The 23,700-nt window shown below is 72.8% G+C and carries 17 protein-coding genes and 1 pseudogene; 9 read left to right on the top strand and 9 right to left on the bottom strand.

The features are described 5' to 3' along the window. Window position 1: 1 nt before the first annotated feature. The gene (locus OYE22_RS09455; protein WP_277319992.1) at window positions 2-2,224 is read right to left on the bottom strand and encodes an MMPL family transporter; all 2,223 of its coding nucleotides are present in this window, start codon (window positions 2,222-2,224) and stop codon (window positions 2-4) included. A 714-nt stretch (window positions 2,225-2,938) separates the two neighbouring features. Between OYE22_RS09455 and lon the strand changes: the two genes are divergently transcribed. Together lon and OYE22_RS09445 are read left to right on the top strand one after the other, a co-directional pair. Continuing rightward, window positions 2,939-5,392 (top strand): endopeptidase La, encoded by a 2,454-nt coding sequence (gene lon, locus OYE22_RS09450; RefSeq protein ID WP_277319991.1) that lies wholly within the window; start codon window positions 2,939-2,941, stop codon window positions 5,390-5,392. Window positions 5,393-5,836: 444 nt separating this feature from the next. Further along, window positions 5,837-6,430: an NAD(P)H-dependent oxidoreductase gene (locus OYE22_RS09445; protein ID WP_277319990.1), complete on the top strand. Its 594-nt coding sequence runs from the start codon at window positions 5,837-5,839 to the stop codon at window positions 6,428-6,430. Between the two features lie 294 nt (window positions 6,431-6,724). On the opposite strand, the gene OYE22_RS09440 is transcribed toward OYE22_RS09445, so the two are convergent. Both OYE22_RS09440 and OYE22_RS09435 read right to left on the bottom strand, forming a co-directional pair. After that, window positions 6,725-7,309, bottom strand: coding sequence for a TetR/AcrR family transcriptional regulator (locus OYE22_RS09440; RefSeq protein WP_277319989.1), 585 nt, complete (start codon window positions 7,307-7,309; stop codon window positions 6,725-6,727). 390 nt (window positions 7,310-7,699) lie between these two features. After that, complete coding sequence (locus OYE22_RS09435) at window positions 7,700-8,542, bottom strand: lysozyme (RefSeq protein ID WP_277319988.1); 843 nt, start codon at window positions 8,540-8,542, stop codon at window positions 7,700-7,702. Between the two features lie 209 nt (window positions 8,543-8,751). Here OYE22_RS09435 and OYE22_RS09430 point away from each other — a divergent pair, with 209 nt between their 5' ends. Continuing rightward, window positions 8,752-9,300: a MarR family transcriptional regulator gene (locus OYE22_RS09430; protein WP_277319987.1), complete on the top strand. Its 549-nt coding sequence runs from the start codon at window positions 8,752-8,754 to the stop codon at window positions 9,298-9,300. A 242-nt stretch (window positions 9,301-9,542) separates the two neighbouring features. Here the strand turns inward: OYE22_RS09430 and OYE22_RS09425 are convergent, their stop codons facing one another. After that, the gene (locus OYE22_RS09425) at window positions 9,543-10,388 is read right to left on the bottom strand and encodes a protein phosphatase 2C domain-containing protein (protein ID WP_277319986.1); all 846 of its coding nucleotides are present in this window, start codon (window positions 10,386-10,388) and stop codon (window positions 9,543-9,545) included. 517 nt (window positions 10,389-10,905) lie between these two features. Here OYE22_RS09425 and OYE22_RS09420 point away from each other — a divergent pair. The 5 genes from OYE22_RS09420 to OYE22_RS09400 all read left to right on the top strand — a co-directional run bounded on the left by OYE22_RS09420 (window position 10,906) and on the right by OYE22_RS09400 (window position 17,789). Then, window positions 10,906-14,523 carry a nitrate- and nitrite sensing domain-containing protein gene (locus OYE22_RS09420; protein WP_277319985.1) on the top strand — a complete coding sequence of 1,206 codons (3,618 nt, stop codon included), beginning with the start codon at window positions 10,906-10,908 and terminating at the stop codon, window positions 14,521-14,523. Window positions 14,524-14,528: 5 nt separating this feature from the next. Next, the gene (locus OYE22_RS09415; RefSeq protein ID WP_277324062.1) at window positions 14,529-15,062 is read left to right on the top strand and encodes a roadblock/LC7 domain-containing protein; all 534 of its coding nucleotides are present in this window, start codon (window positions 14,529-14,531) and stop codon (window positions 15,060-15,062) included. Next, window positions 15,059-15,448 carry a DUF742 domain-containing protein gene (locus tag OYE22_RS09410; RefSeq protein WP_176164060.1) on the top strand — a complete coding sequence of 130 codons (390 nt, stop codon included), beginning with the start codon at window positions 15,059-15,061 and terminating at the stop codon, window positions 15,446-15,448. The genes OYE22_RS09415 and OYE22_RS09410 overlap by 4 nt, the downstream gene beginning before the upstream one ends. A 241-nt stretch (window positions 15,449-15,689) precedes the next feature. Further along, complete coding sequence (locus OYE22_RS09405) at window positions 15,690-16,331, top strand: ATP/GTP-binding protein (RefSeq protein ID WP_277324061.1); 642 nt, start codon at window positions 15,690-15,692, stop codon at window positions 16,329-16,331. Window positions 16,332-16,517: 186 nt separating this feature from the next. Beyond that, on the top strand, window positions 16,518-17,789 hold the full coding sequence (locus tag OYE22_RS09400) for a styrene monooxygenase/indole monooxygenase family protein (protein WP_277319984.1): 1,272 nt from the start codon (window positions 16,518-16,520) through the stop codon (window positions 17,787-17,789). A gap of 36 nt (window positions 17,790-17,825) precedes the next feature. Here OYE22_RS09400 and OYE22_RS09395 read toward each other — a convergent pair whose 3' ends face one another. From OYE22_RS09395 to OYE22_RS09375, 5 genes and pseudogenes are all read right to left on the bottom strand, one after another. Next, complete coding sequence (locus OYE22_RS09395) at window positions 17,826-18,743, bottom strand: hypothetical protein (protein ID WP_277319983.1); 918 nt, start codon at window positions 18,741-18,743, stop codon at window positions 17,826-17,828. A gap of 296 nt (window positions 18,744-19,039) precedes the next feature. After that, a pseudogene (locus OYE22_RS09390) lies at window positions 19,040-20,059 on the bottom strand (chitinase); the annotation flags it as partial. A gap of 522 nt (window positions 20,060-20,581) precedes the next feature. Beyond that, window positions 20,582-20,851: a hypothetical protein gene (locus OYE22_RS09385; RefSeq protein ID WP_277319982.1), complete on the bottom strand. Its 270-nt coding sequence runs from the start codon at window positions 20,849-20,851 to the stop codon at window positions 20,582-20,584. 121 nt (window positions 20,852-20,972) lie between these two features. Beyond that, window positions 20,973-21,728 carry a TetR/AcrR family transcriptional regulator gene (locus tag OYE22_RS09380; protein ID WP_277319981.1) on the bottom strand — a complete coding sequence of 252 codons (756 nt, stop codon included), beginning with the start codon at window positions 21,726-21,728 and terminating at the stop codon, window positions 20,973-20,975. A 122-nt stretch (window positions 21,729-21,850) separates the two neighbouring features. Beyond that, window positions 21,851-22,783, bottom strand: a complete 933-nt coding sequence (locus tag OYE22_RS09375) for a diiron oxygenase (RefSeq protein WP_187060165.1) — start codon at window positions 22,781-22,783, stop codon at window positions 21,851-21,853. A gap of 359 nt (window positions 22,784-23,142) precedes the next feature. On the opposite strand from OYE22_RS09375, the gene OYE22_RS09370 reads away from it, so the two are divergent. Further along, the gene (locus tag OYE22_RS09370; RefSeq protein WP_277324060.1) at window positions 23,143-23,622 is read left to right on the top strand and encodes a DinB family protein; all 480 of its coding nucleotides are present in this window, start codon (window positions 23,143-23,145) and stop codon (window positions 23,620-23,622) included. The last annotated feature ends 78 nt before the right edge of the window (window positions 23,623-23,700 follow it).

The raw sequence follows: 23,700 nt of genomic DNA, 5'->3' as shown, positions 1-23,700 counted from the left end.
GTCACACGCGTGCTTCGACCGATCCGTCCGCGTGCGGGCCCGGGCTGTCGGGCCGTGCGTGACCGAGTCCCTCGCCCTCCACGTCGACGCGGGGCAGCAGGCGGCCCAGCCACGACGGCAGCCACCAGGCCCGGTCGCCGAGCAGGGCCAGGACGGCGGGCACGATCGCCATGCGGACCACGAAGGCGTCGAAGAGCACCGCGGCCGCCAGGCTGAACCCGAGCATCTTGATCAGCGAACCGTCCTCCCCGATGAAGCCCGAGAAGACCGCGACCATGATCAGCGCGGCGGCCGTGACCACCCGGGCGCTGTGCTGGAACCCGGACACGACCGCCTGACCGGCGGTTTCCCCGCGGGTGTACGCCTCCCGCATGCGAGAGACCAGGAAGACCTCGTAGTCCATGGCCAGCCCGAAGACGATACCCATCATGAAGATCGGCATCAGACTCATGATCGGCCCGGTCTGCTCCACTCCGAAGAGGTCCGCCGCATGACCCTCCTGGAAGACCAGTACCAGCACGCCCAGCGCGGCCAGTACCGAGAGGACGAAGCCCAGGGCCGCCTTGACCGGTACCAGCACGGACCGGAAGACCACCAGCAGCAGGACCACCGCCAGGCCGCCCACCACCGCCAGGTACGGCACCAGCGCGGACTGCACCTTCGCCGCGATGTCGATGTTCAGCGCGGTCGTGCCGGTGACCTCGAACGTCGCCGAAGCCTGCTCCTCCACCGCTGGCCGGTCGTGGCGGATCGTCTCCACCAGGTCCTTGGTCTTCTCGTCCGTTGGGCTGGTGGACGGGGTGGCGCGGAAGACGGCGGTGTCGCCGGCCTCGTTGAAGCCGGCCCGCGAGACCGACACGATGCCGTCCGTGGCGCTGATCCGGTCGCTGATGGCGCGTACCGCCGCCCGCGGGTCGGCCGCCTCCCTCGCGTCCACGACGATGGTGAGCGGACCGTTGAAGCCCGGGCCGAAGCCCTCGGCGAGCGCGTCGTAGGCCCGTCGTTCGGTGGTGGCGGTGGACTTGGCCTCGTCACCCGGCATGCCCAGTTGCAGCGACGTCATCGGCACGGCCAGCGCGCCCAGGCCCACCACGCCGAGGACCAGTACCGCTACCGGGCGGCGCAGTACGAAACGGGCCCAACGCGCGCCCAGGTTGCCCCGCCCGCCCGCGCCGCCGTCGCGAGGGGTGGTGGTGCCGGCCTTGCGTACCTTGCGCGACAGCACCGCGTTCGGCCAGAAGCCGAGCAGCGCGGGGACGACCGTCAAGGCCACCAGTACGGCGACCGTGACGGCCCCAGCGGCGGCCAGGCCCATCTTGGTCAGCGTGGGAATGCCGACGACCGACAGGCCCGCCAGCGCGATCACCACGGTGACCCCGGCGAACACGACCGCCGATCCGGCGGTTCCCACCGCCACCCCGGCCGCCTCCTGCGGCGGCAGGCCGCGCCCGCGCTCCTCGCGGTAGCGGGAGACCACGAACAGGGCGTAGTCGATGCCCACCGCCAGGCCCAACATCATGCCGAGGGTGAGCGTGTCCGCCGAAAGCCCCAACGGGCCCGCCAGCAGCACGATGACGAACAGACTCACCGCGACGCTCACGACCGCGGTCAGCAGCGGCAGTCCCGCGGCGGCCAGCGATCCGAAGGTGAACAGCAGCACGACCGCCGCCGCGGCGAGGCCCACGATCTCCGCGGTTCCGCCGGGCCCGCCGCCGCTGTCCATCGCCGACCCGCCGGTCTCCACCGTCAGGCCCGCCGCCCGTGCCTGTTCCGCCGCCTCGTCCACCGCGGTTCGGCTGGCGTCGGTCACCTCGGAGGGACCCACCTCGTAGGTGACGGTCGCATACGCGGTCGCTCCGTCCTCGCTGACGGCCTCCGACGCGAACGGGTCCTCGACGTCGGCCACCTGCGGGCCGCCGCCCAGCGAGCCCACCGCGTCCTCGACGGCCTTCCGCGCGTCGCCGGCGGTCACCTTCTGCCCGTCCGGGGCGACGAAGACGACCTGGGCGGTGGCGCCGTCCGCGGCGGTTCCGGGAAAGCGCTCCTCCATGAGATCGAACGCCTTCTGCGATTCGATCCCCGGCATCGAGAACTCCTCGTCCGAGGGGCCCGACGCCCCCGCGGCGCCCACCACTACCGCGGCCAGCACGCCCAGCCATATGAGGACGACCCTGCCGCGTCGCCGAAAGGCGCCGCGGCCGAGCCGATACAGAAAAGTCGCCACGTCAGGGTCTCCCTATCCACAAGCGATGACCTCTCAAGGCTCGTGGGAGAGGGCCCGTCCCGTCGTCATGCCGCTACGGACACTGCGGCCTACTGAAACCACACGACCACCTACTGAAAACGCAGTAGGCGCCCGGGGCGCCACCGTCCCGAAGCGCCCCGCCGCCACCCGCAAGCGCGCACCGACCGCCGCCCGCGCCAGCACCTACCGACAGCCGTCCGTGCCAGCGCGTACCGACCGCCGCCGCCTGAGGCCGGGCGCGCGCCGGTGCCACCAGGTACCCGCGCTCCGCCACGCACCTAGACGCCCCCGGCCGTCTGCCAGCGTCACGTGCGGCGCCCCGCGCCTCCACACCCACGGCCCGATGGCCCGCCGCCCCGACAACCCGCTCCGCCGAACCGTCAGCCCAATGGGGCCGACCGGCCGACACCGCCTCGCCCCTCCGAAGACTGCCGCCGAAATCGACACCATCAGTCAGCACCGCCCCGCTCCCAGTCCCCGCCTCGCCGGCCCGGGGAACCAGGCAAAGTTCCTGCTCAACGCGGGATCAGGCGCGGAGTAAAGCCGCCGGGCGAGTGGTTTGCCCACATGGGCCAGCAGTCGGCCGAGCCACCACGGCGTCTGATCGCTCACAGCGAACACAGGTGAGGGAACACGAGGCGCCTCATATGCATTGAGTGTGTGTAGCTCAACTTGCCTGCCGAAGGGGAGATCATGGCTTCGCTGTCTACACCGCTCACCCTGCCTGTGCTGCCGCTCGACGACGAGGTGGTACTGCCCGGCATGGTGGTGCCGCTCGATCTGACGGACGCGGACGTACGAGCCGCCGTGGAAGCGGCCCAGGCCGCCGCGAGGTCCAGCGGGAACGGCACCGGGAGTGCGGGAAAGCCGCAGGTGCTGCTCGTGCCGAGGATCGAGGGAACGTACGCGGGGGTGGGCACGCTCGGCACCGTCGAGCAGGTGGGCCGCCTCTCGGACGGGGACCCCGGCGCACTCATCCGTGGCGTGCACCGGGTGCGGGTCGGCGCAGGGACCACCGGGCCGGGGGCCGCTCTGTGGATCGAGGGCACCCCGGTCGAGGAGACCGGCCCGGATGCCAGCGAGATCTCGCCGGGCTCGCAGGCCGAGCTGATGAAGGAGTACAAGGCGCTGGCCACGAGCTGGCTGCGCAAGCGGGGCGCCTGGCAGGTCGTGGACCGGGTGCAGCAGATCGACGACGTCGCGCAGCTCGCCGACAACTCCGGCTACTTCCCGTTCCTCACCATCACCCAGCGCCTGGAACTCCTGGAGACCCTCGACCCGGTGGCGCGCCTCAAGCTCGCCATGGGCTGGCTCCGGGAGCACCTGGCCGAGCAGGACGTGGCCGAGTCCATCGCCAAGGACGTACAGGACGGCGTCGACAAGCAGCAGCGCGAGTTCCTGCTGCGCCGCCAGCTTGAGGCGGTACGCAAGGAACTCGCCGAGCTCAACGGCGACAGTGAGGACGAGTCCGGCGACTACCGGACCCGCATCGAGGCCGCTGACCTGCCGGAGAAGGTGCGTGAGGCGGCGCTCAAGGAGGTCGACAAGCTGGAGCGGGCCTCCGACCAGAGTCCCGAGGGTGGCTGGATCAGGACCTGGCTGGACACCGTTCTCGAACTGCCGTGGAACCGCAGGACCGAGGACGCGTACGACATCAGGGGCGCCAAGGAGGTGCTGGACGCCGACCACGCCGGACTGGTGGACGTGAAGGAGCGCATCACCGAGTACCTCGCGGTGCGCAAGCGGCGAGCGGACCGTGGCCTGGGTGTCGTGGGTGGCCGTCGGGGTGGCGCGGTACTCGCGCTCGTCGGCCCTCCCGGCGTCGGCAAGACCTCGCTCGGTGAGTCGGTGGCCCGTGCCATGGGGCGCGAGTTCGTGCGGGTCGCGCTCGGTGGCGTGCGGGACGAAGCCGAGATCCGCGGCCACCGGCGTACCTACGTGGGCGCCCTGCCGGGCCGGATCGTACGGGCCGTCAAGGAGGCCGGTTCGATGAACCCGGTGATCCTGCTGGACGAGATCGACAAGGTCGGCTCCGACTTCCGGGGCGACCCCGCCGCCGCGCTCCTCGAGGTGCTCGACCCGGCGCAGAACCACACCTTCCGGGACCACTACCTGGAGGTCGAACTGGACCTGTCCGACGTGGTGTTCCTGGCCACCGCCAACGTGCTCGAATCCATCCCCGAGGCGCTGCTCGACCGGATGGACCTGGTGCGCCTGGACGGTTACACGGAGGACGAGAAGGTCACCATCGCCCGCGACCACCTGCTGCCGCGCCAGTTGGAGCGGGCGGGCCTCGAACCGGGCGAGGTCACGCTGGAGGACGCGGCGCTGCGCAAGCTGGCGGGCGAGTACACGCGCGAGGCGGGCGTACGGAACCTGGAGCGGTACGTGGCGCGGCTGCTGCGCAAGGTCGCGGCCCAGCACGCGCTCGGCGAGCGGGAGCTGCCCTTCACCATCGGCCCGGACGAGCTGCGACCGCTCATCGGCCGACCGCACCACACCCCCGAGGCCGCCCAGGACCCGGCCGAGCGGCGTACCGCCGTCCCCGGCGTGGTCACCGGGTTGGCGGTCACCGGCGCCGGCGGTGACGTGCTCTACGTCGAGGCGTCGCTGGCCGACCCCGAGACCGGTGGCGCGGGGCTCACGTTGACGGGACAGCTCGGCGACGTCATGAAGGAGTCCGCACAGATCGCGCTCTCCTTCCTGCGCTCGCACGGGGCCGAACTGGAACTGCCGGTCGCCGATCTCAAGGAGCGCGGCGTCCACCTGCACGTGCCCGCCGGAGCGGTGCCCAAGGACGGGCCGAGCGCGGGCATCACGATGACCACCGCCCTCGCCTCGCTGCTGTCGGGCCGCCAGGTGCGCCCGGACGTGGCGATGACCGGTGAGGTGTCGCTGACCGGGCGGGTGCTGCCGATCGGCGGGGTCAAGCAGAAGCTGCTGGCCGCCCACCGCGCCGGGATCACGACCGTGGTCATCCCCAAGCGGAACGAGCCCGACCTGGATGACGTTCCGGCCGAGGTGCTCGACCGGTTGGACGTGCACGCCGTGTCGGACGTGCGCCAGGTGCTGGAGCTGGCGCTGAGCCCCGCCACGGACGCGGACCTGGTGGCGAGCGCGGACAGCCGGACGCAGGTCGCCGCGTGACCTGACCCCGGCCGGACCGTGCCCGAACGGCGACGCCGAGGCCGGCGTTCCCCCTTCACTCGCGGTGGAGCGGGGGGCGCCGGCCTCGGCGTGTCAGCCCCATGGGAGCGCGAAGTGACGGGTCGCTATACGGCGCCCGCGAGGTCAGCGTCCCGTACGCGTACGAGGGTGCTCAGCTCGCGGGCAGGGGCCCCTGACCTTCGGAAACGGAAGGCAGCAGGGGAGAGGGGCGCCCGAGGTCCCGACAACTGGCGCAGCGCATGACAGCCAGTCAACTCGAAAGGGTGAACGACTCGTTGACTGTCTCGATGACCTTGACAGGCAGACAGGTCTGTCTGTTAATTTTGGAGTGTCAGACAGACCTGTCTGTTCGCTACTGAACTCGCCCGTGCGGCCTCGCTGCACGCACCGGTCGTACGCATCGCCTCCGAACAGGAGACTTCCGTGGCATCCGAGCCCCGCACCCTGGTTGTCCTCGCTCATCCGCAGTTGGCCACCTCGCGCGTCAACACGGCCCTCGTCGATGCCGCCAGGAGTGTTGCCGGCGTCACGGTCCACGACCTGTACGCCACGTACCCCGACGGGCGCATCGACATCGCGCACGAGCAGGGCCTGCTCCTGGAGCACGACCGGATCGTGCTCCAGTTCCCCTTCTACTGGTACGCGGCGACCCCGTTGCTCAAGCAGTGGCTCGACGAGGTCTTCGTGTACGGGTTCGCGTACGGCACCGATGGCTCCGCCCTGCACGGCAAGACGCTGCGGGTGGCGACCACCGTGGGCGGCCCCAGCGACGCCTACAGGCCCGGGGGAGCGAACCGCTTCTCCGTCTCCGACCTGCTGCGCCCCTTCGACGTCACGGCAGGCGTGACCGGCATGCGGTACGAGGAGCCGTTCGTGGCCTACGGGACGCGCCGGATGGACGAGTCGGGGCTGACGGCCCAGCAGGACGCCTACCGGGCCGTCCTGCGTACCAGCGGTACGACCGAGACCGCCCGAATAGTGCCGGCCGCCGCCGAGGAGTCGAGTCTGGCCGCCTGAGCGCGCCGGCGGCACCCGCGAGGTGTCGTCGTCCTCTCCGCCCGGGTCCCGGCACGGCATCCTCGCCGTGCCGGGCTCCTTCGCGTCCGGAGCCGGCGCCCGCTCCTCCGCGCGATCCCGCGATCCCGCGAGGGCTGTAGGGGCCAGGGTGGTGTCGCCGATAGTGGGGAAGGCCGAGCGAAGTTCCCCGCCCCGCGGGGCAAGCTCAGGCAGGGGTGACCGCGGGCGGGTGGTCGGGAGGCTGGCGCCTCTGCCAACTGGGGGACCGCCCGCCAGCTGGCGGGCCCGTCCCCGCTAGGCCATGGCGGGGTCCGGGCAGGCGACGGAGATGAGGGTGCGGGCCGCCGCTCGCGCGGCTTCCGTGAACTCCGGCGTCGGCTCCAGGGCCGCGGCGGACATCACGCCGTCTATCAACACGCTGAGCTGCTGGGCCAACAGGACCGGATCGTCGGCGCCCGCGGCGACGGTGAGCTCCCTCAGCCAGGCACGCACGGCTTGCTTGTGTTCGACGCTGGTGGCGTGCGGGGCGGTGCCGGGCTCCGTCTCGCTCGCGGTGTTGATGAAGGCGCAGCCGCGGAAGCCGTCGCAGATGGTCGCGGTGCGCAGCGCGTCGAACAGCCCGAGTATCTGCTCGCGGGGGTCGGAGCCGGCGCTGGTCGCGGCCTCCCGCAGGGCACCGCGCCAGAGTCCGTCGGCGCCGTGGAGATACGCGATGACGAGATCGTCCTTGGAGCGGAAGTGAGCGTAGAGGGTCGCCTTGGCGACGCCGGATTCGGCAATGATGCGGTCCACACCCACGCCACGCACGCCGTGAGCGTTGAACAACTCCGTCGCGGTATCCAGAATCCGACTCCGAGCGGGAGACCGCTTGCCAGCCATGCGTCACGCTCCAAGAGGTGGGTGCCTGGTTCGGGCGCCGGCTCGGTGCCGCGTCAGGTACGCGCCGGAGCCTACGCCAACGTTCTTCAGGATACAGACAGACCTGTCCGTATGGCTGTAGTGGAACCCACTGACATGGGGTCAAAGGCAGTGCGTGGCGCCAACGGCGCCGAAGTGGGGGCGCGAAGCGGGGTGCGGCCCCTCTCGCGGAGGGCGAGAAGGGCCGCACGGCGCCGGGACCGCGACCGACGCACTCACGAACACCGGGGGAGGGCGCTGGAAAGTGATCTCACGCAATCACGATCACGGAAGAGCGATGCGAGAAGAACGGTGCGACGGGGGTCGCATAACAGCGTTCCGAACACGACGCCGGGATGTCGGCGAGATCGATTAGCCGTTGGCGAGTGCCTTGAGGCGGTCGTACGCACCGTTGAAGCGATTGTGGTCGCCAACGATCGGCCCCGTGGAGGTGTACTGCCACATGGTGTGGAAGCCCCAACCAGCGGGAAGTTCGCCCACCGACGAGCCATAGCGCGGAACCCACAGGGGATTGGTGTTGCCGAAGCCCGCGTAATTACCCGTGCAGGTCTTCCACCAACTGGTGGACGTGTAGATGACGGCGTCACGACCGGTGCGTGCCTTGTAGGTGTTGAAGAAGTCCCGCACCCAGTTGATCATCGCGCTCTGGCTCAACCCGTAACACGTGGCGCCATACGGGTTGTATTCCAGGTCAAGTGCCCCCGGAAGCGTCTTGCCGTCACGCGACCAGCCCCCACCATTGCTGGCGAAGTAGTTCGCCTGCTGGGCTCCGCTGGAGACGTTGGGCAGCGCGAAGTGGTAGGCGCCACGGATCATGCCCACGTTGAAGGAGCCGTTGTACTGCTGGGCGAAGTCCGGGTTCTTGTACGTCAGGCCCTCGGTGGCCTTGACGTACGCCCAGCGCACCCCGCTGTTCCACAGCGAGGACCAGTTGACGCTGCCCTGGTGGCTACTGACGTCGACGCCCTCGACGGAGGCGGCGCGTGAGGAGGGGGGCTGATTGTGGGGGTTGCCGCCCTCCCGTTCCAGGATGGTGGAGCCCATCCAGTCCTTTTCCGGGTGGGGAATGGGCTGGTCGTCAGCGGTGGCCGCACCGGGCAGCGTGAACGCCAACGTCATGGCGAGGAACGTTGCGAGAAACCCGACCACTGCGGTGAGGGAGCGGCGGGGGGAACCGGGTCTGTGCGTGGGCATGGGTATGCCTCCGATGGCCTCGGTGGGGGACATGTGACATGGCTTTGTAATGACCATGTCACGCTTCCACTCTACGGGCGTAGATGGGGGAATGGGAAGAGGTCCTGGGTGGAGTCGCGGTGTATTCCTGCAAAATACTGGCGGAGCTGCGGCAACGCGTCGCGGCGCGACGAGACTTTCACGTGCTGAAAAGCCGGAGAGGTGCTGACGTGCACAACACCGGGGTCGGGGGAACTGGCGACGGCGAGGGTCGAGCGGGGGTCGACGGCGCCTTTCTGGCCCTTGAGCGTGAGTTGTCCGTCTTTCTCCGGCGCGCTCGCGCGAACCTGGGCGAGATGGCGCGAGAGGTGCATCCCGACCTGGAGCCCGCCGCGTACGGACTGTTGGCCCGGTTAGGTGAGGTCGGGCAGATGCGGGCCACGGACCTGGCCGCGTACTTCGGTGTCGGCAAGGCGACCATGAGCCGCCAACTGCGCGCACTGGAGCGGCTCGGGCTCGTCGGTCGGGTCCCCGACCCGGACGACGGGCGGGCGTGGTTGGTCCATCTGACGGATGAGGGGAGGGCCAGGTTCACCCGGGTGCGCGGCGGCCTGCGCGCCCGCTACGCCCAGCGGCTGGAGGGTTGGGACCGCGCGGAGGTGGCCGAGCTGGCCCGCCTGCTGCACCGGCTCAACGCCGGCCACGAGACGGAGTCGGCCACACCAGGGCTGGAGCCGCCCCCGGAGTCGGGCCGTGAGTCCGCCGCGCCCGAGCGGTAGCCGGGGGCTGAGCGGTAGCCGACGCCCGAGCGGTAGCCGAGAGCCGGGCGGCCGGGCGCGCGGGGAGTGCGGCCGATTCAGCTCGCGCCGCTCACCGTCCGCCCCGCCCCGCCCGTCGCCACGAAGGTCGACCCACCTTGCAGCGGAGACCGGCCCACCCGGCCCGAACCCCCAAAGCGGGGACGGCCCCCACATGTGCTTCTGACCCGGTGGGGTTCAGAGGGCGATCGCGTGGCGGTCGGTCACAGCTCGGCGTAGATCGCCGTCGCGTCGTCGTGCGGCTTGCCGCGGGGGAAGGTGACGCCGTCCGGGTCGGCTTCCTCCGCGACCCGTACCCGATCGAGCAGGGCCTGTGCACCCTCCTTGCGGAGCAGGGCGAGGCTCTCCGTCCAATCGCCCTCGCGGAAGATCTCGACCCAGCGCGTGGCCCCGTCGCTGAGCGCCGCGAGGGCCCGCGCCTCGGTGCGCGGGGTGGTGCCGGTGACGGCTCGGCGGGCGACGTCCGGGTCGGCGGCGGCGGTGAAGAAGCCGCCCTCGGCGTTGCGCAGGGCCTCAACGGCCCGCCCGTACTCGGCGCCCGCCGCGCGGCGCTCGGCCGAACCGTGGGGGAGCGCGCGGGTGGCGGCGCGGAGGGCGCGCACGCTGTGCGGTAGTTCGTCGAGCCGGGAGTCGAGCACCGGCGTCACCGTGCCGTCGGGCGACTCGATCAGCAGGGAGGAGTCGGAGAGCACCAGGTGCTCCACGTGGTCGGCGTCCCAGCGGACGACGACCACGGTTGCCTGGGGCGTACGAACATGAGAAAGGTCACATGTGTCGCGATGGGCGTCGGCGGTCCGGGTGATCGCCGCCGCCAGGCAGTCGGCGAGGGGCATATCCCGCCGCGAACCGGACAGTTCGAGCAGGGCGCCACCGAGTCGGGCGGTGAACCAGGGGACTGAGTGGGCGCACCCGTACGGGTTCGGCGGGGGCGTGACGCCGTCGAGGAGTACCAGCGCTCCGCCCTGCCCGGATGCCGGGAGGGCTATGGACGCGTAGTCCTCGTTGGGGCGTTGGGGGTCCCCGGGGGCGGTGGCCAGATCGAGACGCATGGCGCCAGTCTGCCGGACCGTCATCCGCTCCCGCCGAGAGGCGAAAGGGGTTCGGGTATTGGCCCATACCAAAGGGCTCTCGCGGGTTTCGGTGAGGTTAATTCGCGCGGAACTGGCCCCCGAAGGGCTGCGGGCGGGCATCCTGTCAGGACACCGTGGTGTTTTCCACTTGGTCGAGTCAGCGCGCGTGCGCGGTCTGTGGTGCAAGTTGATGGCCAACTTCCGATTGATGTTCACTCGTTCGAGTGGCCGGGCTGTCGATGCGTGCCCGCCGCACGGCGGTACTGGAAAGGTCGGTTTCCGTACCAGGAGTGGGTACGAGCGTGGCGTCACACGGTCGAGCGCACGGTCCCAGAGCAACTGCGGAGCTGTCGTCACCTCCTGGAACCACGGTGGGTCGGGCGAGAGAAGAATGTGGGCACCGGTGCGGAAAAGACGGCTTCGGGGCAGCAAGGGCAGTCCGGGCGAGCGCAATCCCGTGCCGGAGCGTCGGGCACGGGTGCGCAACCGACTCGTCGTGTCCGTGACCGTGGTCGCCGCCGCGGTCATCGCGGCCGGAGCCCCCGTCCTCGTCACGGCGACCCGTGACGTCCAGGACGCCCAGCGCGGCGTCGATCGCGCCGAGGCCGCCGTGGCGGCCGTCTCCCTCGCCCACTCGCTGGCCGACGAGCGCGACGCGATGACGGAGTACGTGGCGACCGGGCGCTCCGCCGCCCTCGGCGGGGGCGCGTCGAAGGCCGTGCGCGCCCGGGTGGACCGACAGATCGGGGAGCTGCGCGACAGCGCGAGCGACGCCTCCGTGACGTTCGCCGACGCCACCAAGCGGCTTGGCGGACTGCCGAAGGCCCGGCAGCGAGCGCTGTCGGGGCCCGGTTCGGCCGTCGAGACCTTCGACGCGTACACCGGCGTGGTGCGGGCCCTGTACCGGGCCGCCGGCGTGGTCGAGCCCAGCTCCCTCGGCCCACTGGGCCGCGCCGTGGAACAGGCGTCCGGGAGTCGGGCGCTGTTGCTCGGAGCCCTGGCCTCCGGTGGCCGCCAACCGGACCTCACCGCCTCGGCGCAGCGCACCCGACTGCGCGAGGAGGCGGCGCTCGCGGACTTCGCCCAGCTCGCCCCCGGGCCCGCCCGCAAGCGCCTGGAGCGCGCCGCCACCGGCCGCGACGTCGCCGCGGCCGAGCACTACCTCGACCAGCTCACCGACGCCCCCCGCCTCACCGCCGCCGACCTCGCGCTCGATCGGGAGCGGGTCGACGCCGCGCTCACCGCCCGCGTCGACCGGCTGCGCGGCGCCGAGACCGCGTTGGCCGCTGACGGGCTGACGCGCGCGGAGCGGACGCGCGACGACGAGATCACCGCGCTGGAGCTGCGGGCCGCGCTGCTGCTCGGGTGCCTGCTGCTCGCGATCGCCGTGAGTGTGCGCACGACCCGTTCGGTGACGCGCCCGCTGGTCGCGCTGCGCGCCGGGGCCCGCCGCCTGGTCGAGGACCCGACCAGCGCGGAACCGGTGACCCTCGGGCGTCGGGACGCGGCCCGTGGGGACGAGTTCGCCGGGCTCGTACAGTCCGTCAACCAGCTCCACGAGAACCTGGGCAGCCAGCGCGCGCGGGTCGCCAAGCTCGCCGCGGAGCGCGGCCACCTGATCGAGGAGCGCCAGCACCTCGCGGCGCAGATCGCCGAGATCCGGCAGGAGTGCGAGGAACTGCGCCGGCTCAGGGACGAGGTGCAGGCCCGACTCGACGGCCTCCGCGACCGGGTGCACAGCAGCTTCGTCAACCTCGCCCTGCGCACCCTCGGCCTGGTGGAGCGGCAGCTGACCGTCATCGAGACAATGGAGGAGAGCGAGCAGGACCCGGAGCGGCTCGACACCCTCTTCACGCTCGACCACCTCGCCACCGGGATACGCCGGTACAGCGAGAACCTGCTCGTCATCGCCGGCTCCGAGCGCCAGTCCAACCACCCGGGGCCGGTGCCGTTGCTGGACGTGCTGCGCGCCGCGATCAGTGAGGTGGAGCGGTACCAGCGCATCCGTATCCAGGCGCTGCCGCCGCAGGCGCAGGTCGCCGGGTTCGCGGCCGACAGCATCAGCCACCTGATCGCGGAGCTGCTGGAGAACGCCACCGTGTTCTCCCCGCCCGGCACCGAGGTGCACGTCTCCGGCTGGCTGATGGAGAGCGGCGAGGTGATGCTCTCCGTGCAGGACGAGGGCATCAGCATGACGCCGGAGCGCTTCGACGAGCTGAACGCCCGGCTCGCCGACCCCGTTCCGGACTACTGCCAGGGCCCGCAGCCTGACGATCCGTTGGGGCTCGGGCTGTACGTGGTCACCCGGCTCGCGGCCCGGCACGGTGTGCGGGTCCAGTTGCGCGAGCAGAAGCAGGGCGGGGTCACCGCGGTCGTCGTGCTGCCTCGGCAGATCCTTCCGCAGCCGCCGGCCGTGGCGGGAAGCGCGCGCTCGGTGGCCCTGCGCACGGACCCCGCCGGTGGTGCGCCGGCGCAGCTCGGCGAGGCGGCACCGCACACCGCGCCCGTGCCGAACACCGCGCCCGTGCCGACGAGTCAGGCGGCCGGGCCCGAAGCCGGCGTCCTGGACCAGTCCGACGCGTACGACCCGGCCGCCTCCCGCACGGCCCACGACCCGGTGTCACACGACCCGGCCGCGCATGACCCCGCCGCGTACGGTTCGCCAGCGCATGGTTCGGCGGCGCACGACGACGGGGTGCGCGCCGTGGGCGACGACCCGGGCGCCGAGCACGCGCCCCCGACCGCGCACGCCGCACCCGTCACTCACGCGCCCCCCGCCGCCCACGTGACTCCCACCGACCACGCCGCCCCCGGGGACGAGGGCACCGTGCCCCGGGGGGCGACCTTCTCGGGTGCCGGGACGGCCACGCGGGTGTCCGGTGTCGCCGCAGCGCCCGGTGCCGAGCCCTGGGGTGACGACCCGTCGGCGACGGGCCAGCCGACGGGGCGCCGGCGCGCGCGGCGCGCGCACCCCGAGCCGAACGCCCCGCTCGCCGGCCGCGAGCACCCCGAGCAGTACCGGCCCGGCGAGGCCCGTCCCATGCCGTGGACGGGCGAGCCGTGGGGGCCCGGCCTCGGCGAGGCGGAGCCGGGGGACGGTGAGCCGCTGGTGCCGAGCCAGCGCGAGGGACAGCCGGCGACGCCCGGCCCGCGCGCTGACGGGCCGCCCGCCGGCGGTCGCGGAGACGCCGAACCGCCCGGTCAGTGGTCGGACGCGCCGCCGCGAGCCCGGGCGCGTAGCGCGGCGGAGGGGCCCACGGCGGCGGGTGACCCGCTGGTGGCCGCGGCCGAGCGGGCCATAGAGCGCTCGGCCCGCCAGGAGCCGGACGCCCGGCCCGACGCCCCGCGTGAGCCCGTACCGACCCTGTGGACCTCCTCCGCCCCGCGTCCGGCGGAGCCGGGTTCGGTGAGCCCGGACGTGCGTGGCCCGCTCGCCGCCTCGGGTCCACGAGGCGGTGCCGCCCTCCCGGACGAGGCGCACGCCGACGCCGCCCGCGCCGACGGGCCCCGTACCGACAAGGGCCTCCCCAAGCGGACTCCGCGGGTGGTGGCGCCGCGCAAGCCCGTGGCGGGCGAGCGGCGCAAGGTCGACGCGGAGATGTTGCGGCGGCGGCTCGGTGGGTTCCAGCAGGGCGCGCGGGACGGCCGCCGGGACGCCGAGGCGGAGATCGCGGAGCGCCTGGCCGCGCGAAGCGGCCCCGCGCCGGGGGACCAGCGGGGTGACCAGCCACCGCCCGGCCAGGCGCAGGAACCGCCCGTGGCCCCGCACCACGAGGCACCACCGGCGCTCGACCAGCCGGCCCACGCCGCCACGCCCCACGCCGCCACGCCCGACGCCGCCGCGCCGGGGCACGGGAGCGAGCCGGAGCGAAGCCGGCGAACGCCCGGCCAGGACCACGTCGAGGGCCGGGGGCCGGGGCAGTCCGACCAACCCACGTACGACCAGGAGCAGCATCATCAATCGCCGTACGACCAGGAGCGGCATGACCAGCCGCCGACCGGTCGGCAGCCAGAGGATCGACAGCCGCGACAGCGGCACGCGCGACAACGGGACACGCAACACCAAGCGGGGGCGCTGGACGAGGGTGGAAACGTCGAGGAGGCACGCAGTTGACCGCAATGTTCCGGGGGGCGCCCCCCGAGACGCCGACCGAGGCTCCGGCCAGGCCGCAGGCGTACGGGCTGAGCAACGAGGCCCGCAACCTGCACTGGCTGCTGACCAATCTGGTGGAGGAGGTGCCCGGGGTCATGTCGGTGGCCGTGGTCTCCTCCGACGGCCTGTTGTTGCTCTCCTCCGATCCGGAGGAGACCGCGGCGGCGGCCAGGCCGGCCAAGCCGGCGCAGGGGCAGGACGGGCCGAAGGGTTCGAGCGCCGACCTGGCCACCATCGTCTCCGGGCTCGGCAGCCTCACGCTGGGTGCGGCGCAGCTCATGGACGGTGGGAGCGTCAAGCAGACGATGGTCGCGATGGACCAGGGCAGCCTGTTCGTGATGTCGATCAGCGACGGCTCGCTGCTCGGCGTGCACGCGACGCCCGACTGCGACATGACCGTGGTGGCGTACCACATGGCCCTGTTCGTCGGCCGGGCCGGGCACGTGCTCACGCCGGAACTGCGCAGCGAACTGCGCAGGTCGGTGGAGTCGGCGCGATGAGCGCGACCTCCCAGTTGCCGAGACGGCGACCCTCGCGCGTGCGCCCGTACAGTCTGACGGGCGGTCGGACGCGGTGTGGGCACGTGTTGCTGGTCGAGACGTTCGTGGCCGCGTTGGAGGCGCCCGAGGAGCGGCGGGAGCTGACCTCCGGCGGCCTGAACAGCCGGGTGTTGCCGGAGATCAGGGCCATCGTCGCGCTGTGCCGCCGGATGCGTTCGGTGGCGGAGGTGGCCGCGCTCCTCAAGATGCCGCTCGGCGTCGTGCGGGTGTTGCTCAGCGACCTCGCCGACCAGGGAAAGATCCGCGTTTACGGCGCCGGGCGGGAGCCTGGGCAGCCGGACCGCGCGCTGCTGGAAAGGGTGCTCGGTGGACTCCGCAGGCTCTGAAACGGTGACGGCGATACCCGCCGTCGCGGACCCGCCGTCGGACCGGGCCCCGACGGGCGACCCCGCCGCCGACCTCCCCGCCACCGGCCTCCCCGCCGCCGCGGACGGCTCCGCTCCCGGCGTCGTCGTCGGTGGCGCGGCGCGGGTTGGCGCACGGGCCCTGGCCGGCGCCGACGACGGCACGCAGGAGAGCATCGACGGCAGCATCGACATCGTGGGGCACGCCGGCGCGCCCGCCGGCGTGGTCGGCCTCGACGAGCGCGCGGCGGCCGACGAGGTGGCGAGGCTGCTCGCCGCCGAGGAGGGCCTGCAGGGCTGGCAGTTCGACCGCTCCCGGGCGCCCACCGCGACGAAGATCGTGGTGGCCGGCGGGTTCGGGGTGGGAAAGACGACGTTCGTCGGCTCGGTCTCGGAGATCACCCCGCTCCAGACCGAGGCGCTGATGACGCAGGCCAGCGCGGACGTGGACGACATCGAGGCCACTCCGCACAAGACCACGACCACCGTCGCGATGGACTTCGGACGCCTCACCCTCGCGTCCGACCTGGTTCTCTACCTGTTCGGAACGCCGGGCCAGCAGCGGTTCTGGTTCATGTGGGACGACCTAGTGCGGGGCGCGATCGGCGCGATCGTTCTGGTCGACACCCGCCGCCTGGAGGACTCCTGGCCCGCGCTCGACTACTTCGAGAGCGGCGGGCTGCCCTACGTCGTGGCCGTCAACCACTTCGAGGGCACCGAGGTGTACACCGCCGACGATGTGCGCGACGCGCTGTCCGTGCCGCCGCACGTGCCCATCGTGATCATGGACGCGCGGCGGCGGGACACGGTGGTGGAGACGCTGCTCGCGCTGGTCGGCTACGCGCTGGACCGCACGCCGGAGTGACGCGCCCCCCCCGCGCGACCGGGCGCGGACGCCGTAGCCCCGCCGCCTTCCGTGGCCGGCGCCGCCGCCGGAGAATCCCCCCTTTGTTGTTGTACGTGTCGTCGACTCGGCGATCGCGCTCGCCCGTCGGTTCACGCCGGGGGCGGGCGGCGGGCGCCGGGTCGCGCTGTGTGAGAGAGAGCTGTCATGCGGAAGATCCTCATCGTCGGGGCCGGCCAGTCCGGCCTGCAACTCGCCCTCGGCCTGCAGTCCCACGGGTACGAGGTCACCCTGATGTCCAACCGCACGGCTGACGAGATACGCACCGGGCGGGTGATGTCCACGCAGTGCATGTTCCACACGGCGCTGCAGCACGAGCGCGATCTGCGGCTGAACTTCTGGGAGGACCAGGCGCCGCGCATTGAAGGGCTCGGGGTGTCGGTCGCCGGGCCGCCCGACGAGGCGACCGGCTCCTCCACCCGGCTGATCGACTGGGTCGGCAGGCTGGACGGCATCGCCCAGTCCGTGGACCAGCGGGTGAAGATGGCCGGCTGGATGGAGACGTTCGCCGAGCGCGGCGGCCAGCTCGTGGTGCACGGCGCGGCCGTCTCGGACCTCGACTACTTCTCCCGCGCCTACGACCTGGTGATGGTCGCCGCGGGCAAGGGCGAGCTGGTCTCGATGTTCGGCCGGGACGCCAGCCGCTCGCCGTACGAGACCCCGCAGCGGGCGCTGTCCGTCGCGTACGTGCACGGCATGGGGCCGCGCCCCGAGCACCCCGAGTTCGACGCGGTGCGCTGCAACGTGGTGCCCGGCGTCGGCGAACTGTTCGTGATGCCGACGCTGACGCTCTCGGGCCGCGCCGACATCCTCTTCTGGGAGGGCATCCCCGGCGGGCCGCTCGACGCGTTCCAGGGCGTCAAGGACCCGAACGAGCACCTGGCCCTGACGCTGGAGCTGCTGAAGAAGTTCACGCCGTGGGAGTACGCGCGCTCCACCGCCGTCGAGCTGACGGACGCGCGCGGCACGCTCGCCGGCCGGTACGCGCCGACCGTGCGGCAGCCGGTGGGGCACCTGCCGTCGGGCGGCGTGGTGCTCGGGGTCGCCGACGTCGTGGTCGCCAACGACCCGATCACCGGCCAGGGCTCCAACTCCGCGAGCAAGTGCGCCGCCTCCTACCTCGCCTCCATCCTGGAGCGCGGCGACCAGCCGTTCGACGCAGCGTGGATGCAGGCGACCTTCGACCGGTACTGGCAGACGGCGCAGTACGTGACCAAGTGGACCAACGCGATGCTGGCCCCGCCGCCGGAGCACGTGCTGAACCTGTTCGGCGCGGCCGGCGACCTGCAGCCGGTCGCCGACCGCTTCGCGAACGGCTTCAACGACCCCGCGGACTTCGAGCACTACTTCTACGACCCGGACCTGGCCGCCGCCTACCTCGCGCGGGTCGGCGAGGCGGCGCCCGGGGTGCCGGCGTAGCGAGCGGGCCGCGCCCGGCCCGGCACCTCGCGCGGGCTATCGGCCGCGCGGGCGGGCCGCGGCCGGCGGCGTGCCGGGCGCGGCGCCGGCCGCCGGCCCGGCCGGTCGCGCGCCGGCGCGTGGCGGGGCCGCCGGCGGGGCGCTCGCGGGACCCCGGGCGCCGGTGGCCGGAGCGCCCCCGGCGGCAGCGGGATCGCGCGCCGCTGCGGTGCCGGGGGCGCCGTATGCGCCGTACGTCTCAAGCCGCTGGAGCGCGGCGAGCCGGTCGGCGGTCAGGGAGGCCAGGAGGCGTTCGACGGTGGCGAGCCGGGCGCGCACGATGTCGCGCTGGCGCTTGTGTCGGTCGGCCAGCGTCTGCCTGCGGTCCAGTGCCCGGCGGGCGTGGGTGGCGTAGTAGTCCGTGGTGATCTCGGCGTCGGCCAGCCGGGCCGCGACGGCGGCCGTGCGGCCGGCCGCACGGCGCAGCTCGTGCTCCTCGTCCAGCACCCGGCCCGGGTTGTCGCTGAGCAGCAGCCGGACGGCCGGCGAGAAGCCGAGGCTGTACCGGTACTGCTGCCGGGCCAGCCGCCCGGCGCTCTCGCGGGCGGCGGCGAGCCCGGTGCGGGCCTCGGCGAGCCGGGCCATCAGCCGCTGGGTGGTGCGCCGTTGCCGGACGAGTTGACGCTCGATGGCCCGGTAGCGCGCGCTGGCCTCGTCGGTCGCGCGGTAGTGCGTCTTGAGCTGGGCCAGCAGGACGCTCACGGGTACGCCCCCGGGCGCGGCCGTGCGTGCCGGCGCGCGCTGGGGGCCGGCGTGTGGGCCCGGTGCGCGCGGGGGTTCGGTGGTGCGGTCGGGTCCGTGGTGCGGCGCGGGGGCCGGGGGTGGCGCGCCGACGGCGTGCGGCGCGGGCAGCGCGAGCCCGGCGCTCGCGGCGAGCGCGAGGGCGTACGCGCCTCGTACGCGGTGTCGCGGCACGGCTCACCTCCACGGGCTCGACGGTCCCGGGCCCGGTGGCCCGGTCATCGGATCGTGGCACGGTTAGTCGTATAAACCGCATATTTGCGAGGGGTGGGGCCGCTCGCTCACCCGCTCGGCGTACCGGGCGCGCCTGAGTGGCGGGGCGGCGGGCGCGGGCCCGGCCAGGGGCCGCGCCGGCGACGCGGTGGGGGCCGTCGTCGGCGGCGCGGCCGGGGCGGGGCGCCTGGTGGGTGGCGCGGCGGTCGGCGTCCCGCCGCTCACCGGGCGCTGGGGTGTCCCGCCCCGCGGGCTGGCTATCCGCGCCCGTAGTAGGCGTCGAAGTTCTTCGAGAACTCCCGCTTGTTGAAGTTGTCCCAGTTGATGGACCAGGTCATCAGGCCGCGCAGGGCGGGCCAGGTGCCGTGGGTCTGGTAGCTGCCGCAGTCCGTCTTCTTGGTGAGGCAGTTCAGGGTCTTGGTGACCTCGCCGGGCGCGGTGTGCCCGTTGCCCGCGTGGGTGCTGGCCGGCATGCCGATGGCGACCTGGGAGGGCTTGAGCGCGGGGAAGACGTTGTTCTTGTTGCCGGCCACGGGGAAGCCGGTGAGCAGCATGTCCGTCATGGCGATGTGGAAGTCGGCGCCGCCCATGAAGTGGTGCTGGTTGTCCAGGCCCATGATCGGGCCCGAGTTGTAGTCCTGTACGTGCAGCAGCGTCAGGTCGTCCCGCAGCGCGTGGATGACCGGCAGGTACGCGCCGGCGCGCGGGTCCTGACCGCCCCAGGGGCCGGAGCCGTAGAACTGGTAGCCGAGCTGCACGAAGAACGTTTCGGGCGCCATGGTGAGCGTGAAGTCCGGCCCGTACTTGGCCTTCAGGGTCTTGACCGCCGAGATCAGGTTCACGATGGCGGGGGTCTTCGGGTTCTTGAAGTCGGTGTCGCCGGTGTTCAGCGAGAGCGAGTGGCCCTCGAAGTCGATGTCGAGGCCGTCGAGTCCGTAGCGGTCGATGATGGCGCTCACCGAGGAGACGAACTTGTCGCGGGCGCCGGTGGACTCCAGGCGGACCTGGCCGTTCTGGCCGCCGATGGAGATGAGGACCTTCTTGCCGGCGGCCTGCTTCGCCTTGATGGCGGCCTTGAACTCCTCCTCGGTCTCCACGTTCGGGCACTCGCTCTTGGGGCAGAGGCTGAACCGGATGTCGCCCGAGGTGGTGGAGGTCGGCTCGCCGAAGGCCAGGTCGATGATGTCCCAGCTGTTGGGGACGTCGGCCATCCGCGTGTAGCCGGAGCCGTTGGCGAAGCTGGCGTGCAGGTAGCCGACCAGGGCGTGTTCCGGGAGCGCGGTCGGCGCGGCGGCGGGCGCGGGTGCCGGGGCCGGTCGCGATGTTGCGGGTGGGGCGGATGGGGCGGGGGCGGCCGTCGCCGGGGACGGGAGGGTGAGCGCGGTGGCGGCGACGGCGCTCGCCGCGGCGAGCAGCACGCCGAGCGATCTTCCGCGGCTGCGCGGACGGGGACGGGGGGTGCGAGCGCATGGGGGCTCCTTGGGGGCTTCGACAGCGGTACGGGTGGGGCGTACGGGGTCGAGGCGGAGAGGCGCTTCCGTGGGGTGGGGGACGGCCAGGGAGGCGCGGAAGCGGCTCTCTCCGCGCAAGCAGCAAACAAGGACTAGACCAGAAGTGTCAATGGTCCGGACCAAAACTGAAGCGCGGGTGCGGCCCCCGGACCCGCTGGTCCCGGGGCGTGCGGCCGGGCCGCGCCGCCGTCAGCCAACCGCCCGCACCGCCGGGGCGGGGGTGGTGCGGGCTTGCGGGTGGGCGGTGTGGTGCGCCGGAGGCGCGGTGGAGTCCGGTGGCGCGGTGGGTCAGCGGTTCGGGCGGGACCAGGGCCACTTGAGACCCTCGCGCGGCCTGCCCTCCGGGGCGTACTCGTACTGCCAGCCCCGGGGCACGCCGAGGCGGCGGGAGAGGGCGACGGGGACGCGGACGTAGACGTACACCGTCGGCGGGGTGCCGTCGTCGTTGGGCACCGGCACCTCGTACGTCCTGGGCGGCTGCCCGGTCGCGCCGGTCAGCACCGGCAGTACGCGACCGTCCAGCGGCCCGCCGACGAAGGGCGTCTCTACGCTTCTCACGCCCCCAGTGTCACATCGATGGCGCCGCTCCGAACCGTGGCGGTGTGCTGGCCGCGCGGCCCGGCGGGCGGCCGCGCGGACGCGACGAGGGGCCAGCTCGGTGCGGGCGCGAGGGCCCGGCTCAGAGCAGGTGCGCGGCGTCGTCGACCAGGGGCAGGATGCGGCGGGTCAGGTCGGCGACGGCGCCCTCCGAACCCTCCAGCGCGAGGGTCGCCCGCGCCACCCGCGCGGTCTCCTCGTCGCGCGCGGCGGTCGCCGTCAGCAGCGCCACGAAGTGGTCCACCAGCCAGGTGCGCAGCTCGTCCAGCGGCGGCTGCTTCCCCTCGTCGAGCCAGATGAGCGACGCGGCCTCCACCGCCGTGATCCACACCCGCACCATCATCCGCAGCCGTGGGCCGGGTTCGGGCGTGCCGAGGTGGATGAGGATCTGCTCGGCGGCGGCGCGGCGCACGCCGTCCACGATGGCGTTGGTCCGGGAGGTCTCGGCGACGCCGCCGCCCCGGAGCAGCGCGGAGAACCCCGCGTCGTGCTCGTCCACGAAGGTGAGGTAGCGGGTCAGGACCCGGCTCAGCCGCTGGGTGGGCGGCCCGGTCTGCGGCTCGGTGAAGCAGCCCCGCAACTGCTCGGCCGCGCTGCCGATGGCCGCCTCGTACAACTGCTGCTTGCCGCCGGGGAAGTACCGGTAGACCAGCGGCCGGGAGGCGCCGGCCGCCGCCGCGACGTCGTCCAACGAGACGTCCTCCGGCGGGCGGTGGGCGAAGAGTCCGAGCGCCGCGGCGAGCAGTTCGGCGCGGCGCTCCTCGACGCTGAGCCTGCGGTAGGCGCCACGGGGCGCGGGCCGTGCGGTGGCCGCGGGGGCGGTTCCGCCGCTGGTCATGAAGGGCTGCCTCTCATACGAGCAGCCTATCCGGCGGGTGCGGCGACGGGCCGGGACCTACGGGAGGCCCGGCGGCCGGCCACCCGTGCGAGGTGGCCGGTGCCGCGCCGGCGGGGGTGGCGTCAGGCCAGCAGTCCGCTGCTCTGCCACAGCTTGCGGCCCACGCCGCGCAGCACGCCGATGTCGTCCAGGAAGTCCGTCAGCCGCTTCGCGCCGGTCTGCATCACCTCGCGGCGGTGGCCGCTGGCCTTGACCTGGGCCACGGCCTCCCGACGGTCGAGCCCGACGTCCGAGTAGACCTTCGGGTTGATGAAGGCGACGGAGAAGATGCGGGCGAACTCGCCGGAGACCAGCCGGGTGTACTCGGCCTCCCAGCGCGGCGCGGTCACCATCTGGCGGCGCAACTCCTCGCGCGCGTAGCGCACGTGGCGGGCCTCCTCCACGACGTGGATGCGGGTGACGCCGCGCACCAGCGGCTGGATGCGCTCGTCCGGGAAGGTGAGCCGCTGCATCCAGTCGAGTATCTCCTCGCCCAGCAGGGTGGCGGTGAAGGAACCCGGCGTGGTGGAGATGGTCTTGAAGAGGCGACCGAGGTTGTGGTGCAGCCGCGTGACCGGGTACGCGGGGACGTCCGACTTCTGGATGAGCCGCGCGAACATCATCGAGTGCCGGCACTCGTCGGCGATCTCGGTCAGCGCGTACCGCACGTGCGCGCTGGTGGTCGGGCGGTCGTAGATGTGCCGGATCAGGAGCTGCATGAGGATGATCTCGAACCAGATGCCGAGCGAGGCCAGGGCCGCCGACTCGTGGCGGGAGAGCTGTATCCGCTGCTCCTCCGACATCCGCTGCCACATCGGGGTGTCGTAGAGCGAGACCAGCTCCGGCGGCCAGAACCACTTGCCCTCCTCGAAGGGCGCGTCCCAGTCCAACTCCTTGTCCGGGTCGAAGGAGTGCTTGGCGGAGGAGTCGAGGAGGCGCTCGGCCACCTGCTCGCGGTCCTTGAGCAGTCCGAGGGCGTCCCGGAGCATCTCGATCTCGTTCATCGTCGCAGTCATGGCTGAGGACACCTCGCTGATGGGTTACCCGCGGTCACGCTCTTATGAGACTGCGTGTCAGCAAGGCAGTCAATCCCTTGTGCGCAAGTTGTTGACTATGCGGTAACAACTGGGCGGGGCCCGCCTTCGCGCTGGTCCGGGTGGCGCGGCTCGGGGGCGTCATGCCCGGCGGGTGGGCCGGCGGGGGTCTCGCGTACGCTCCCCGCGTGCCGGTCGCCCGCTCGTGGCCGGGCCGAGCGCGCCCCGGCGTCCGCGAGCGCGCTGTTCAGTCGTAGCCGAGCCCCTTGCCGAACCGGAGTGCCGCCGTGAGCAGTGAGTCCCTCGTCCCACCCGACTGGAGCCGGCGGATCGACCCGCCGATGACCGGCGACGAGCGCGAGACGCTCCGCGCCTACCTCGACTTCCACCGCGCCACGCTCGCCATGAAGTGCGCGGGCCTGACCGAGGAGGAGTTGCGCGAGCGCTCCATGCCGCCGTCCACACTGACCCTGCTCGGCCTGGTGCGGCACATGGCCGAGGTGGAGCGCACCTGGTTCCGCCGGGTGATCGGCGGCGAGGACGTCCCGCTCGTCTGGTCCGCCGAGGGCGACTACCAGGAGGCGTACGACGCGCGCTCGGCCTCCGCGCCGGAGGCGTTCGCCGCCTGGCGCGCCGAGGTGGAGCACGCCCGGCGCGTCGAGCGGGCGGCCCCGTCCCTGGAGGTGACCGGCCACCAGCCCCGCTGGGGCACGGACGTGTCGCTGCGGCTGGTCATGCTCCACCTGATCCACGAGTACGCGCGGCACAACGGGCACGCCGACTTCCTGCGCGAGGGCATCGACGGCACCGTGGGGGCCTGACGTCCGCGCCCCGCCGCCGCGGCGACCCGGCGGGGCCACGTCGTGGCGTCGCGGAGCGCGGCGGGGCGGGGCGGGGCG

Origin of the sequence: Streptomyces sp. 71268, from assembly GCF_029392895.1 — a bacterium.
GTDB lineage: Bacteria > Actinomycetota > Actinomycetes > Streptomycetales > Streptomycetaceae > Streptomyces.
Note: the sequence above shows the minus strand (reverse complement) of the source record. Positions and strands in the feature narration are given on the sequence as shown.